The following is a 15,233-nucleotide window of genomic DNA, read 5'->3' as shown; positions in this document are numbered from 1 at the left end:
ATGTCTTTCGATAATAGCTATCTTAAACAAAATGTAGAAGAAAAAGGAATTTAATATTGGCACTATTTCTTTTATGCTATAATGAATCGTTATATTTCGGACATCGGAGAACGGAGTGATCACATGAAATTGCCAATGGTGGAAATTTTTGAAACGGTTGAGGGAGAAGGTTTACGGGCTGGATTTCCTACTACGTTTGTAAGAGTATTTAATTGTAATTTACGATGTACGTGGTGTGATACTACATACAGCTATGCACCATCGAAAGCGGAGTTTTACGCGACCATTGAGGAAATTGTCCAAAAAGTAACAGATTTGGGAAATGTAAATGTGTGTCTCACAGGCGGAGAACCTTTGATGCATGGGGAGAAGTCATTAAAGCTAATTGAGGAATTGGCAAATTTATCATTCATTGAAGATATTCATATCGAAACAAATGGAGCAATAGCACTTGATCCATTTGTAGCGTTACGCAAAAAAAATGAAAATGTAGGGAAAAAGATGCGGTTTATAATGGACTATAAACTCCCGGCGAGTGGCGAGATAGATAAAATGATAGAAGAAAATTTTAATCTACTCGATCATCAAGATGAGATTAAGTTTGTCGTTCAAGATCGAAATGATTATGAGGTCGCTATTCACACTTATAAAAACCTTCACCGCAAAGGAACAGGGTTGTTTAGTCCTGTCTGGGGGAAACTTGCACCAGATACCTTGGTAAATTGGATTTTAGCTGATAAACTTACCAAAGTGAAATTAAACTTGCAAACACATAAATATATTTGGGATCCAGATTTAAGGGGAGTTTAAGGATGAAAGCAGTGATCGTTCTCAGTGGAGGATTAGATAGCACCACTTGTATGGGAATTGCAAAAGATGCAGGATATGAATTATATCCCATTACTTTTCATTACGAACAAAGACATGAACGAGAAGTAGAGTGTGCCAAACAAATTGCAGCTTACTATGGTGTCAGCAAGCATCATCGTATTGTAAATCTCTCTTTTTTCCAGCAATTGGGCGGGAGCTCATTGACGGATAAAACGGAAATGGTACAAACAGATGGAATAACCGATCAGATACCAAACACTTATGTACCAGCACGCAATATGATTTTCTTATCTTTGGCGACTGCATATGCAGAAGTGATCGGGGCAAAAAAAATATATACTGGAGTTAGTTTTGTGGATTACAGTGGATATCCTGATTGTCGTCCAGAGTTTATTGAATCGATGAATCAAACCATAAACTTAGCTACCAAAATAGGGGTGACGAGTGAAGAAAAATTATCGATTGAAACCCCGATTATTCAATTGAGTAAGGCAGAGACGATAAAATTAGGTGCAAAATTGCAAGTTCCCTATCATTTAACAACTTCTTGTTATATAGGTGCTAAAGCTGCTTGTGGAGTTTGTGACAGCTGTAGACTTCGGATAAAGGGCTTTGAAGAAGCTGGTATCAGGGACCCCATTGTTTATCAATAGGATGGTATGAACAAGAAGAAAAATGGTTAATAAAGGATGTCATTTACGTGAGAGGCAAATATCGTTTAGTGAAACATTTTTGGATCGCCTGTGCACATCAAGTTTATGGGGCAGGTAAATGCGAAAGAATTCATGGTCATAACTATAAAGTTACGTTTTGTATAGAAGGTACTCAACTAGACGAGAAGCATATGCTAATCGATTATCGTGATATTAAACATGCCATCGCAAAAAAGTATGACCATCATTTGTTAAATGAGTTCCCTGAGTTTAATCCGGAAATGGGTGGATTTTCTCCTACGACAGAGCGGGTAGCTGAAGTTTTTTTTCATGAAGTGGATCGCTTATGTAGAGAAAAGGACAATCAACCAGCAGTGATGTGGATAGAAATCCAAGAGACAGATGAAGCTACAGTTCGTTTCGAAAGGATGTTGACATAAATGGAAGAGCATAATTTGCAGCACTTAGGAAAGGAGACAGTCTACTCTTTTACCTATGATCCTGATGTACTTGAAGTATTTCCTAATCGCCATACAGATACAGATTATTTTGTGAAATTCAATTGCCCGGAGTTTACAAGTTTATGTCCCATCACCAACCAACCCGACTTTGCTACCATTTATATCAGTTATGTGCCAGATGAGAAAATCGTGGAGAGTAAATCGTTAAAGCTATATTTATTTAGTTATCGAAATCATGGTGATTTTCATGAAAATTGCATTGTGACGATTATGAAAGATTTAAAAGAGATCATGGATCCAAAATATATCGAAGTTTGGGGTAAGTTTTTACCTCGAGGAGGACTTAGTATCGATCCTTATGCCAATTACGGTAAAAAAGGGACAAGATGGGAAGAAGTTGCGAATCAGCGACTGTTCCAACATGATATGAATCCCGAAGTAATCACAAATCGATAGGAATTCTCCCCCATTTACTCTCGCACGATAGTTGGTTACAATAGCGAGAGGAGCTGCTAAAATTCCTTTCGACAAACTGATCCATGACAGAAATGGTTTGTCGCAATCGCCGTCCCTAACAGGGAGCCGCAGATTGTGTCTGATACAGTAGGTACCTGACAAGTGCAACGCTCTTTCTGACGGAATGGAGTGAGAATCTCCACGGTATGTCATCTTTTACTTGGTTCGGTGGCCCTCTTTTAGATTTTTATAGATTTTAGTAACCAGGAGGTGAAACTGTTACGAAATAAATAAGGGATACATTTCGTAACGGAAATCGATGCAAAATTTCTATTTGGATCAAATGCGTATGATGACGCAGCATATGCGTGACGAACTTACGCAATTAGGAATAAAAGAATTACGTACTACAGAAGAAGTGGATGAGGCTTTAACTGGGGAGGCCGCAAAAGGTACTGCACTCGTTGTAGTGAACTCAGTTTGTGGCTGTGCTGCTGGGCTTGCTCGTCCTGCAGTAGGTCTTTCCTTACAAAATGAAATTAAGCCAGATCATCTGTATACGGTATTTGCAGGTCAAGATCGTGAGGCGACAGAACAAGCTCGTACTTATTTTGGTCAAGAACCGCCTTCATCCCCGTCTTTTGCGATCATGAAAGACGGGAAATTGGTTCATATGATTCATCGTCATGAAATTGAAAATGTCCCAGTAGAAAATATTACAGCTAATCTCACAGAAGCTTACAATAAACACTGTAAATAATAGACCCGCCCAACACTCTCTTTATCAGAGTGTTTGGGGTGTCTTTTTTTTAGCGGTTTGTGCCTTTGCACATTTGGACAAGTTTTCTAACATAGGAGAAAGGAGAATTTTTTTGGAGCTTTTTGCTGCGTTTTTGTTGTTTATTTTGATAGGTATGATGATCATGGGTATGGTCTTTTATCGACAAGCAAAGAAAGTAAATATAGAAAAAAGCTATGTAATGCCCAATCTCGGTACGGTAAACCATGGAGAAGAATACCAAATAGCAATGAAACATATGTTGCAACATTTAGAAGAATCTTATCCTAAAAACTATCCAGCCTGGATTCAAGAAAGAGTAATACGAGAGTATTACATTAATATGGTTGAATTTGAAAATAGATGGTTTGAGTGGCAACGATTTTTAATTATGGCGGCATTGCTCAAAACTGCTCCCATGTACAGCGAGGAAATAGACGTGATCTGGCATGAAATGCTGATGTTTACAAGGGAGTATGAAGAGTTTTCCAGTCGATATATCAAGACAACACTGCATCATTCACCTAATGTTTCTAGACCTCCAGAAGGTAAATCAGATATTGTTGAGAAACCAAAAACAGCGGAAACTCCCGGGGAGCAGCGAGCTTGGTTTGATTTAATCTATTTGCTTCTTTTTGAACCAACACCATATAGTATCACAGCTTTAGGGCCGTTTTTGCGCCATGCACTCTCGCAAGATGTTATTCACGATTTTCAAACATTAACACCTGATGAACTTGAGAAAAAATATTTCCATATAAATGTCATCACGCATTTTGCCTTTATGCAGGAGATTGTTCATACCTTAATTGAAAAAATACAATCAATGCTTGAGTTATTAGCAACCCATGTTGATGTTCACGGTATAGATGTGAAACGATTCCGTCTCAATACAACTGTCCAACCGAAAAACGAACATCCACTCCAAAATCATCTCGTTGGTACGTTATTTTTAGCGATGTATCACCGTGAAGATTTTTATGAGAAAAACAAAAGGTGGTACAAAGAAATAAAAGTAGGAGCTTAGGTTTGCATATTTATAGCATTGTATTTATCGTTTGGCTCATCGGGTTATTGATGAAATAACATTTGGTGGACTTATCCACTTGCTACTGGCAGTTGTTCTCTTCTTAACCATTACAACCTAGTCACTTAAATACCATTGATCCAAAACCCATCGCGATAAATAATTTGTTTAAAAAGGACTGGATGTCTCTAAAAAAGAGAATACAGTCCTTTTTTTGTCCTATTTTGCAAAGAAAAATTGTAAAGCTACAGGCAGTTCTTTTTGCCAAGTGCCCCACGTATGATCTCCATCTTGTTCTACGTAATGAACATTGGCTCCAGCTGCTTGGAAAATTTCATGTACCTCCCGATTTCGTTTGACTAAGTCGACATTTCCAACATGTGTTGGTACACTTATTTCTTCTAGACCAATCGATTGGTAAATGGAAAGCCAGTCGAGTTTTTTACCAGAAAGCAAAGAAGTGGTCTGAGGTAGAAAAGCACCAGATTGAGACAATACCTTGTTCCACAAAATAGGGTCCTGAAGAGCCATATATAAGGATACAGTCCCTCCAAGAGAAGAACCCCCTGCAACTAAGTTTTCATTATTGATTGGATAACGTTCTTGTATGTAAGGAAGTAGTTCTTTTGTCATGAAATCAATGTGAGCTTGCTGTCGATCTCCAATAGGAGAGTATTCACGTGTTCGTAATTTTTTTTCTACAGGTACTGCAATCATGATAATAGGTTCTATTTTTTGCTCGTCGATGAGCTTATTTGCCTGAGTAGCAATTCTGCCCAATGAAAAGTAATCATCACCATCATGCAGGAATAAAGCAGGATATTTGTGATTTTTATCAAAGTTTGGTGGAAGATATACCAAAGCTTTCTTCTCAGTTTCTAGGTATCTGCTCAGTAAACTTTCTTTTTTTATGGTTCGTTTCAAATATTTCTGCTCCATTTTTACTTCTCCTTCGTAGTCAAGGTAGTACAGTTCCTATTATTATTCCACCATATCGTATCAATCCATGTCGTTTTTGTCAGCAAGATTAACAGGGATTAGGTAAAATGCAAAGAGTTTGATAGAGTAGTTATTATTATTATTTAAGGATGATAGTCTTTTTATTTTCGCAATTTTAATTTATGTCCTATTTTCAAGGAGTGTTTTTTTAAGATGAAACAATCTGTCTGGATTCCGAAACAAGAACAGATAGAACAAAGCAGGCTCTACTCATTTATGCAAAAGTTAGGCTATGATAACTGGGATGATTTTTATCAATATTCTATTGATGATGTGGGTAAGTTTTGGGCTGCCGTTCAAGAAGATATGGGAATTGTTTGGCATGAAAAGTATCAACAAGTACTCGATTTGAATCAAGGGAAAGCTTTTCCTCACTGGTTTGCAGGTGGGAAGGTGAATATTACCACCAATTGTTTAGATCGATATGTAGAAGACCCGAAGATGAGAAACCAATTGGCTCTTATCTGGGAAGGAGAAGATGGAAAAACGATCAAGTACTCCTATCGTGATCTTTTGTATGAAGTAAATCGATTTGCAAAACTGCTTCTTCAATTAGGTGTTGGTCCATCTGACCGAGTTCTCATCTATTTACCAATGATTGCGGAAAATGTGATTGCACTGTTGGCAATTGCTCGGATTGGTGCAATTGCTGTTCCCTGTTTTTCTGGATATAAATCTGTTGCCCTTCAATATCGAATCAAAGACTGTGAAGCAAAAGTCGTCATCACGGCGGATGGGTTCTGGAGATGCGGCAAATTAATACATATGAAAGATGAAGTGGATAAAGCAATTGAACAAACCACTATCGAAAAAGTGGTAGTGATAAAAAAATTAGGATGTTATATTGAAAAAAATGAGGCAAGAGATGTTTTATGGGATACTCCTGTGGAACAGTTGCCTCCAGCTGTTCCTTTTATCACTCATGCAGATGATCCTTTTATGATTTTATATACTTCCGGAAATACGAGTAAACCAAAAGGGACAGTACATACACATGCTGGTTTTCCGATCAAATCTGGGTTTGATGCAGGTTATGGAATGGATGTGGGAATTGGAGATATATTGTTTTGGTCAACAGATATGGGCTGGATGATGGGACCTTGGATGGTATTTGGAGCACTGATGAATGGAAGTACCATGCTTCTTTTTGAGGGAACTCCTGACTACCCTACAGCCGATCGACTTTGGGCCATTGTGGAGAAACATGGAGTAACACATCTTGGGATTTCCCCTTCTATTGCTCGTAGGCTTATGAAGCATGATCAATCTTGGCTCACCATGCATGACATCAGTTCATTACGTGTTTTCGGTTCAACTGGGGAACCATGGACGGAAGATTCTTGGTATTGGCTATTTGAGCAAGTTGGCAAAAAACAAGTACCTATTTTTAATTATGCAGGAGGAACAGAAGTATCTGGAGGAATACTCAGCAATGTTTTAATAAAACCACATGTGCCGTGTGGCTTTAACAGTGTCTTACCTGGGATGGATGCAGATATATTAGATCCATCTGGTACTTCCATCACTCAGACAATTGGAGAGTTAGTGTTACGACAGCCTTGGGTAGGAATGACGAAAGGAATTTGGAATAACAAAGCGAGATATATGCAAGGTTACTGGGGAAGATGGAAAGACGTATGGGTTCATGGTGATTGGGTCAGTAAAGTAGACGGTCATTGGTTTACTCATGGACGATCGGATGATACGATCAAAATAGGTGGTGCAAGACTTGGCCCGGCTGAACTGGAATCTATTTTAATGAGGCATCATGCTGTTTTAGAAGCATGTGCCATCGGAGTTCCGCATGAGGAAAAAGGTGAGTCTGTTATTTGTTTTGTTATTTTACATCATATTTCGGAAATTGAAGATACCAGTGGTATAGAATCAGAGTTAATGAACTTTGCAGCAGATAAAATGGGCAAAGTTTTTCGACCAAAACGTGTGCATATTGTTCCTGATCTTCCTAAAACAAAAACTGGAAAAATTTTGCGATCCGTAGTGAAGGCTTCTTATTTAGGAGAGCAGCTAGAAGATTATGCAACATTAGACAAATCAAAGGCTGTAGAGGCTATCAAACAATGTCGAAAATTCTGATGAAGTACCCTTGTTGAAAAGAAGAAAAAATAGACGTTAAACATATCAAAAAAGCCATTTGATGAAGAAAATCGATGGCTTTTTTGATTTGTCCCCAGATTGTCTCATTTCTAACTTCGCAAAATTTGGTATGATAGAACGGATGGCAATGTTTGCATAATTAAATAAAGCAAAGGGGATGGAACATGAACGGCATTGGCATCATACGAAAAGTAGATCATTTAGGTAGAATAGTATTGCCAAAAGAATTAAGAGAAAAATTAAATATCCAACCTCAAGATGGGGTAGAGATATTTGTTGATGAAACTCATATTGTGCTAAAACGCTATAATCCTAGCTGTGTGATCTGTGGAAGTATTGAACAACTTTTTTATTTTCGTGAAAAAATAATCTGCGAAGATTGTGTAAATGAAACATCAAAATATGCAACATCACCTACAGAATAGCCGGTTCAACCGGCTATTTTTTATAGATAAATAGAATAAATAATCTTAAATTTATGTAATTTTATATATGAAAATATTGTCTGTTTTGCGAAAAGGCAGGTTAAATATTGAGTTTGTTTTTCCACGAACGCCTAACTCCGTGATGAATAGACTAATTTAACAAAAAGATGACGGGGTGGCTCAATGTTAATTAACCATTTATTGCCATGCGGTACTTTAACAGATGATGGAGCCTCTTTTTGGTTGACACTTAGGGAGCAGGAGAAATTAGATCTCTTACGTTTACTCCGTTCAGTAAGACTTTTTGATCGTAGAATGGTCTTATGGCAACGACAAGGAAAAATTGGTACTTATGCTCCAATTGAAGGCCAAGAGGCGGCACAAGTTGGAAGTGCTTATGCATTAGATAAAACGGATTGGATTTTTCCAAGTTACCGAGAACAAGGAGTAGCTTATACGTTAGGTATTCCTATTACCTCTATCATTCAGTATTGGTCCGGACAAATCGAAGGGTGCAAACCTCCCGCTGGATATCGTTACGTACCACCAACCGTACCAATAGCAACTCAGCTGCCTCAAGCAGCAGGGGCAGCATGGGCCATGAAAAAAAGAGGAGAGACAGGGATTGCAATTGCCTACTTTGGGGATGGGGCTACTTCAGAAGGCGATTTCCATGAAGCGTTAAATTTTGCTGGTGTATATGACTTACCCGTTCTATTCTTTTGCCAAAATAATGGCTATGCGATCAGCGTGCCCTTTTCAGAGCAATCTGCCAGCAAAACGGTAGTAGAAAGAGCAGTTTCCTATGATATGGATGCTTATCAAGTAGATGGAAACGATGTATTAGCAGTATATGATGTTGTTAAGACAGCTAGAGGTAAACAAAGGCCTGCATTGATCGAAGCGATCACCTATCGGACTGGAGCTCATACTACCGCTGATGATGCAAGTCGATATCGTTCAGAAGAAGAGGTACGTATTTGGCTAAATCGTGATCCTCTTTACCGTTATGAGCAACTATGTCTAAGAGAAGGATTACTAGACGAGGATGAGCAATTACAAGGAGATGGGCAGGTGGCAAAACAGTTAGATCAAGCAATTCGAGAAGTCGAAAAATACCAACCTGACTTACCAATAGGTTTATTTCAACATGTTTATCACCAAATACCAGAATGCTTGAAAAAGCAGCAAGAGGAGGTAGCATCATATGCTAACAATGGTTCAATCCATTGCTGATGCACAACGTGTTGCCTTAGAAACGGATGAAAGTGTTTTGCTTTTGGGGGAAGATATCGGGAAAAATGGTGGTGTTTTTCGTGCTACAGAAGGGCTTTGGAAGCAGTTTGGAAGTGAACGGGTGATCGATACACCTTTGTCAGAAGCAGGGATTGTTGGTTCATCCTTAGGACTGGCTATGGGTGGTTTTAAACCAATAGTAGAAATACAATTTCTCAGTTTTATTACACCAGCATTTGAGCAAATTGTGTCCCATGTTGCCAGAATGCGTCTGCGTTCACAAGGTACATTTTCTAATTCCATCGTCATCCGAGCACCTTATGGAGGCGGTATTGGCGCTCCTGAGCTGCATTCAGATTCAACGGAAGCGTATTTTGCTCACACTCCGGGTCTGAGGGTTGTTGTTCCTTCTTCCCCTTTTACGGCAAAAGGATTGTTGCTCGGTGCGATTGAATGTCCTGATCCAGTATTGTTTTTAGAGCCTCTGCGCCTGTATCGTACCCAAAAAGAAGAGGTGCCTGCTGACCATTACACTCTCCCTATCGATAGAGCGAAGGTGATCAAACGAGGAGAAGATGTGACACTAATTGGATGGGGTGCAATGATTTCGATATTGAAAGAAGCAGATCAATTGCTGCTTGAACAAGACATCTCAGCAGAAATAATCGATGTACAATCGCTTTCTCCGATTGATGAAGTTACGATTTTTGAATCCGTTAAAAAGACAGGTCGAGCAGTCATTGTTCATGAAGCACCTCGTACATGTGGAGTAGGAGCAGAAATTGCAGCGCGCCTTGCCGAAGAAGTGATCGATTCATTAGAAGCCCCGATAAAACGTGTTACTGGCTATGATGTCCCCTATCCGTTATTTGCTTTAGAACATGCTTATTTGCCGAGTGTTGATAAGATTGTGCATGCAGTAATGGAGCTTGTCTACTTTCAATGAATCAAAATTATCTTCCATAATTTCTCATAAAAGAGGGTTCAATAGGAAAGAATGAAGCCAAATACGTTTTTGAAAGGGCTCGAAAAATGGATCAAACGACACTCACAAGAGCCTTCTTTGGCACTTCTTTAGCTTTTCATATCATTTTTGCCACTTTAGCAGTTGGCATTTCATTCATGATTTTGGTAAGCGAGATCATTTATCAACGAACAAAAGATAAAGATTATGAGCTAATGGCAAAACGATGGACAAAAGCATTTGCTATTTTATTAGGTGTAGGTATACCGAGTGGAACGATTGTCGGTGTTCAGCTTACATTGCTATGGCCTGGTTTCATGAAAATCGTTGGGCAAGTGATTTCGATTCCGTTTCAAATCGAGATTTTTGCCTTTTTTTTAGAAGCTTTATTTATGTCTATTTATGTTTATGCTGCAGATCGCTTGTCCGGAAAAATGAGAGTCTTATCCGTTTTTTTTGTAAGTGTGGGAGCTACTGCATCTGCGACACTCATTACTTCTGCAAATACGTGGATGAACACTCCAGCAGGCTTTGATATGTATGCAGATGGAACCATTAAAAATGTGAATACTTGGGCTGCCTTTTTCAATCCAAGTTATGGATGGGCAGCATTTCATGTAGCGATAAGCGCGTTTATGGCAGGTGCATTTGCTATTGCTTCTGTATCTGCCTATCGCTACCTCAAAACGCCGACACAAGATAGAAAAGTACTCACTTTTCATCGTAAAAGTTTATTTGTTTCGTTGGTTGTGGGATTCGTGATGAGTGCCATCACAGCATTATCGGGTCATGGCTCTGCTCAAGGGCTGCATGAACACTCACCAGAAAAACTTGCTGCTGCTGAGGGCTTATTTGAAACCCAGCGTTATGCCCCCTTGTCTATCGGTGGATATACTGACCCCGCTACTCATGAAGTGAAATATGGAATCGAGATTCCTTATGCACTTAGTATTTTGGCTGGAAATTGGCCGAGTACAGAAGTAAAAGGTTTATATGAATTCCCAGAAGAAACATGGCCGCCATTTTATGTTCATACGTTATTCAACATTATGGTTGGGATCGGAATGCTGTTGTTAGCTTTATCTTTTATTGCTCTTGTCTATTGGTGGTTTTTCCATCACAAAAGGCAGCGTGCTTTCCCAAATTGGTTAGTATGGGTTCTTGTGGCTTCTGGTCCCTTAGCGATGCTGGGGATTGAGTTTGGCTGGATATTCAGTTGTAGCGGGCGCCAACCTTGGACGATTTATGGGTTTCAACGTACTTCAGAAGCTGCGACTAGAGCTGCTCATGTAGGAAATTTATTTGTTTTGTTTGGTTTGCTCTATCTTTTGCTCAGTGTATTGGTCGTAGTAGTGATGCGAATCTATTTTCAACGAAATCCATTGGCTAAAGAATTGGCGAAGCGAGGTGATGGACATGCTACCTGAGGTGATTGCCAGTTTTATCGTTGGAGTGTTTTTATTTCTATATGCGATTTTAGGAGCGATCGATTTTGGTTCTAGCTTTTGGTCGATGTATTATTTTCGCCGGAATACAGAGGCGGGAGTCATTGCCAATCGATTTTTATCCCCTACATGGGAAGTGACCAATACTTTTTTGGTTTTATTGGTGGTTTCTTTTGTCAGTTTTTTTCCAAAAGCTGCTTTCACCTTAGGAACCGTTCTGTTAGTGCCTGTCAGCATTGTGCTCATTCTCATCAGTCTGCGCAGTGCATTCATGGTGTTTGCTTATTCCGTTCAAAGTTATCAACAAACTTTGCGTATTATTTCTGGAATTGCTGGATTCTTTATACCGATTCTCTTGATCAGTGCCTTACCAGTCACCCAAGGACCGTTTATTGGGATAAAAAATGGTGTAGAAACACTCTTAACTATGAAATGGTTGACGAGTATTTCCACCTACTACTACATGTTATTTGGGCTGACATCCGAGTTGTTTCTGTCTTCTCTTTTTCTGGCAGATTACGCGAAAGAAGCTGGAAAAGAGGAGACCTATCGCGTTTATCGGAAGAAGGCGATCATCGTTGGTCCTGTGACATTGGTCTCTGCAATGCTCACCTTGCTCGTTTTAGAACCAGAAGCCAAATGGTTACTAGATAATTTATTCGATCAAGGAGAGTGGTTTTTATTATCGATCTTGTTCTATTTGATCGGTTACAGCTCTCTCTGGTGGCCTGATGCAAGAAGTGATAGCATTGGCAAACCTCGCGTAGCAGTGCTTTTGATTGTGATGCAGTATATTATCGCCAGTTATGCTTATGCATCTGCTCACATGCCCTATATCGTCTATCCTTATATGACGATAACTACAGGATTTACTGGAGAGGTAACTTTCCGGGCATTATTCTGGGTGTATGTAGTTGGTCTGGCAGTGTTGGTTCCTGGGTTTTATTTATTCTGGCGGTTATTTTTAAAAGATCGCAGGTATTTGCGGCAAGAGGAGTAGTTTTTAGGTATTGGGAAGTATATGAAAACTAATAATTTTCTATTGACTTCGAAAGATAGATTTAATATATTGAAATTAGTCAAGACGAAAGGTACTTGTTGTGACCTGGCCGTAGCGTTCACAGGTTTGACGGCTCACCGAGTCTAAGTCTCTCTAGCGAAACAACCCTGCAAGAGTAAGGACAGCGATGCCCTGGCCCTAGCGGTCAAGTTCAGCGACAGCGAGAGAAAAGATCCCGGCGGAGCCGGAAACCAGCAAGGAGCGTCCATGCCCTGGCCGTAGCAAGTACAGGCACACTCTCGAGTGTGCCGCCGCAAACAATATCATTTCCATAGATAAAAAACTTGGGGAAACCCAAGTTTTTAGTTATGTTTTGAGACTAATTACTTAAAATATATTTTTGTATAACAAAGGTAAAGGCGGGAAACTCCCCATAGCCATCAAGCTAAGAAGAGTAAAGTTTATGAGGATCAAAAAAGAAGCAGCCAACTCTGTTCCATCAGTTGGCTTGAGCAATTGCGGGAAACTAGCTATAATGAAGAGAGTTATATCGTAGCTGACCCGAAAGGGAGAAGAGAAATGCTCTCTGCTATCATCATCCTGTCCTCCGTAGCCGCTGGCGCTGGCGCTGCTCACATGATCAACCGCCAGCTGAGCGAGAAGAACCGCTTCGCCACTCCCGTTGCTATCGTGGGAGGCGCGGTCGTCGGTGGTTCTACCGCTGGTGGCACGCTCATTGGACTCTCCCTCGGGGGAGATGTCACGGGTGCTGTTATCGGTGGCACTCTGGGGGCCACGGTCGGATCAGTCGCCTGTGTGGTGCTGGGCCTCTGCATCGGCGGTGCGTTCATCATCGGGATCATGAAGGCTGCTGGAAAGGCGTAACATCTTTTTCAGCATCATGAGGCGTGGTCTCCTTCCTCTGTAAGGGGAGGGAGACCCGTCTTAGCTGTAGTTGAGCTACGAAGCTGGGTAGAGTTGTATATGGAGATTCCTTGTCATAGCAATATGGCGATTGACTACTTCATCCAACTGCCCGGCGCCGTAAATAATGGAATACAACATAAAGAAAAAAGATCACTATTCGTTGTGGGGAGTGATTTTTTTGTGATGTATGGCACCAATTCATACATTGAGAAGGTATGGCGACATGCTCCTCAAGCTAAAAACAAAATAGTCCCTTAAAAAAACACGCTATTTTTTCTATAGGATTTGAAAAACGAAAGGATGGCGTGTTTTCTGTGAATGTATCCACCAAAGAAGAACTTCATTTGTTTTCACAGGTATTGCAAAAATATCTTTCTCAAATGGAACTCGAACAGTTAGCAATAGCAACGGAATTTGTGAGATGAACCAGATTATGCTATGCTACATTTGTGGTATTCGTAGACAACACCCAGTATGTCAAAGACTGTCTTTTTCTCATAGCGGTGAGACTTTCGTCCGTTTTTCTCTAGCAGGTGAAACAGACGAAGCAAGATCTTTGCATAGGCTTGGGTGTTTTCCTGTTGGATTGCTTGGTGAAACAAAGGAAAATAGGTTTGAATCGTGTAAAAAGCTTTATGTTCACCAAACAAGCCTAACTAGGCTTGTTTGGTGTGCCTTCCTTTGTATACGACATATGCTATTTCCTTCCTTTCCAACATTCGCTTCGCTTAACTTGATGGATATGGGGAAACTCCCGCCCTTTAACTTCATCTTAGGACAATGTTTGGAGTGCTTCTGGTGAATATGGAATCATTTCCTCTGTTTTTCCTGTATGCAATTTGCTCGCCCAAGCAGGATCAACTAATAGAGCTCTTCCAACTGCGACAAGATCAAATTCTTGTTTTTGGAGTCGATCGATTAAAGCATCAGTAGGAGCATTATTGGCTTTTATTCCTGGCGCGAAGACATCATCCAATCCGACAGAGCCTACGGTGATTGTAGGTTTGTTTGTCAATTTCTTTGTCCATCCTGCTAAATTTAATTCGGAATCTGCGAATTCCGGCTCCCAAAACCGACGAGTAGAAGCATGAAAAATATCTACACCAGCTTCAGATAATGGTGTGAGAAATTGTTCGAGTTCTGCTGGAGTTTTTGCAAGTTTCTCCGTATATGCACCAATTTTCCATTGAGAAAAACGGAATACGATCGGAAAATCAGGGCCAACAGCTTCCCGGCATGCTCCAATGACCTCAACTGCAAATTGAGTTCTTCCTACCAAATCACCACCATATTGATCGGCTCGTTTATTGGTTGCTTCCCAGAAAAACTGATCGATTAAATACCCATGTGCACCATGCAGCTCCATTCCATCAAAGCCGATACGTTTAGCATTTGCAGCAGCTTCCGCATATGCTGCGACAATGGTTTTTATTTCTTCTACTGTCAATCCATCTGCTACTTTTTCTCCTGTGGAAGTGATACCAGAGGGACTAATAGGTTTTACATCTGGGAAAGGGTGACTGCCGATAGGCCGCTGAATTCCCACATGCCAGAGCTGAGGGATAATTTTACCTCCAACCGCATGAACCGCTTCTACTACTTTCCCCCACCCTTGCAAGGCTTCTTTCCCATAAAAGAAAGGAACATTGGGATCGCTAGATGCAGCAGGATGGTTAATTACTGTACCTTCAGTAATGATCAAACCAACTTCATTAGCAGCTCGTCTTTTGTAGTAAGTAGTAACCTCTTCAGTCGGTATACCATTTGGTGAAAATGCACGAGTCATCGGTGCCATGACAATTCGATTGGCAAGAGTTAGTTTGTTGATTTGAAAAGGTTGGAACAAAGCTCCAACTGATTTACTCATTAGATTTCCTCCTGATAAACTATTATTATTTCCCTTGGTTTTCTCGGAA

General features: G+C 40.2%; 15 protein-coding genes and 1 pseudogene. 13 read left to right on the top strand and 3 right to left on the bottom strand.

The genetic code is table 11. From position 1 onward, the window contains the following. The first annotated feature begins 123 nt into the window (after positions 1-123). From AC5WOE_RS03175 to AC5WOE_RS03150, 6 genes are all read left to right on the top strand, one after another. Positions 124-810 (top strand): 7-carboxy-7-deazaguanine synthase QueE, encoded by a 687-nt coding sequence (locus AC5WOE_RS03175; RefSeq protein ID WP_496048535.1) that lies wholly within the window; start codon positions 124-126, stop codon positions 808-810. Between the two features lie 2 nt (positions 811-812). Further along, positions 813-1,484, top strand: a complete 672-nt coding sequence (gene queC, locus AC5WOE_RS03170) for a 7-cyano-7-deazaguanine synthase QueC (protein WP_496048534.1) — start codon at positions 813-815, stop codon at positions 1,482-1,484. Between the two features lie 47 nt (positions 1,485-1,531). Then, complete coding sequence (locus tag AC5WOE_RS03165) at positions 1,532-1,924, top strand: 6-pyruvoyl trahydropterin synthase family protein (protein ID WP_496051889.1); 393 nt, start codon at positions 1,532-1,534, stop codon at positions 1,922-1,924. Further along, positions 1,925-2,401, top strand: a complete 477-nt coding sequence (gene queF, locus AC5WOE_RS03160; RefSeq protein WP_496048532.1) for a preQ(1) synthase — start codon at positions 1,925-1,927, stop codon at positions 2,399-2,401. 343 nt (positions 2,402-2,744) lie between these two features. Then, entirely contained in the window at positions 2,745-3,161 is a 417-nt protein-coding gene (locus AC5WOE_RS03155) for a BrxA/BrxB family bacilliredoxin (protein ID WP_496048822.1), read from the top strand. Between the two features lie 112 nt (positions 3,162-3,273). After that, positions 3,274-4,206 (top strand): UCP032817 domain-containing protein, encoded by a 933-nt coding sequence (locus tag AC5WOE_RS03150; protein ID WP_496048531.1) that lies wholly within the window; start codon positions 3,274-3,276, stop codon positions 4,204-4,206. A 219-nt stretch (positions 4,207-4,425) separates the two neighbouring features. Here the strand turns inward: AC5WOE_RS03150 and AC5WOE_RS03145 are convergent, their stop codons facing one another. Continuing rightward, a complete protein-coding gene (locus AC5WOE_RS03145; RefSeq protein WP_496051888.1) occupies positions 4,426-5,145 on the bottom strand; it encodes an alpha/beta hydrolase in 720 nt (239 codons plus the stop codon). 213 nt (positions 5,146-5,358) lie between these two features. Between AC5WOE_RS03145 and AC5WOE_RS03140 the strand changes: the two genes are divergently transcribed. The 7 genes from AC5WOE_RS03140 to AC5WOE_RS03110 all read left to right on the top strand — a co-directional run bounded on the left by AC5WOE_RS03140 (position 5,359) and on the right by AC5WOE_RS03110 (position 13,275). After that, positions 5,359-7,299, top strand: a complete 1,941-nt coding sequence (locus AC5WOE_RS03140; protein WP_496051887.1) for an AMP-binding protein — start codon at positions 5,359-5,361, stop codon at positions 7,297-7,299. A 185-nt stretch (positions 7,300-7,484) separates the two neighbouring features. Beyond that, entirely contained in the window at positions 7,485-7,745 is a 261-nt protein-coding gene (locus tag AC5WOE_RS03135; protein WP_028777806.1) for an AbrB/MazE/SpoVT family DNA-binding domain-containing protein, read from the top strand. A 183-nt stretch (positions 7,746-7,928) separates the two neighbouring features. Then, positions 7,929-8,981 (top strand): thiamine pyrophosphate-dependent enzyme, encoded by a 1,053-nt coding sequence (locus tag AC5WOE_RS03130; protein ID WP_496051886.1) that lies wholly within the window; start codon positions 7,929-7,931, stop codon positions 8,979-8,981. Continuing rightward, a complete protein-coding gene (locus AC5WOE_RS03125; protein WP_496048527.1) occupies positions 8,953-9,927 on the top strand; it encodes an alpha-ketoacid dehydrogenase subunit beta in 975 nt (324 codons plus the stop codon). Before AC5WOE_RS03130 ends, AC5WOE_RS03125 begins: the two co-directional genes overlap by 29 nt. Positions 9,928-10,013: 86 nt before the next feature. After that, complete coding sequence (locus tag AC5WOE_RS03120) at positions 10,014-11,372, top strand: cytochrome ubiquinol oxidase subunit I (protein ID WP_496051885.1); 1,359 nt, start codon at positions 10,014-10,016, stop codon at positions 11,370-11,372. Beyond that, positions 11,362-12,390 (top strand): cytochrome d ubiquinol oxidase subunit II, encoded by a 1,029-nt coding sequence (locus AC5WOE_RS03115; RefSeq protein WP_496048525.1) that lies wholly within the window; start codon positions 11,362-11,364, stop codon positions 12,388-12,390. Before AC5WOE_RS03120 ends, AC5WOE_RS03115 begins: the two co-directional genes overlap by 11 nt. 579 nt (positions 12,391-12,969) lie before the next feature. Continuing rightward, the gene (locus AC5WOE_RS03110) at positions 12,970-13,275 is read left to right on the top strand and encodes a hypothetical protein (protein WP_496048524.1); all 306 of its coding nucleotides are present in this window, start codon (positions 12,970-12,972) and stop codon (positions 13,273-13,275) included. Between the two features lie 473 nt (positions 13,276-13,748). Here the strand turns inward: AC5WOE_RS03110 and AC5WOE_RS03105 are convergent. Then, a pseudogene (locus AC5WOE_RS03105) lies at positions 13,749-13,958 on the bottom strand (IS4 family transposase); the annotation flags it as partial. A gap of 131 nt (positions 13,959-14,089) precedes the next feature. Further along, positions 14,090-15,184, bottom strand: a complete 1,095-nt coding sequence (locus tag AC5WOE_RS03100; RefSeq protein WP_496048523.1) for an NADH:flavin oxidoreductase — start codon at positions 15,182-15,184, stop codon at positions 14,090-14,092. Between the last annotated feature and the right edge of the window lie 49 nt (positions 15,185-15,233).

The sequence above is a fragment of the Shimazuella sp. NTD248 genome (assembly GCF_059510395.1).
The sequence above is the reverse complement of the archived record's forward strand: the minus strand, read 5'-3'. Positions and strand labels throughout refer to the sequence as shown.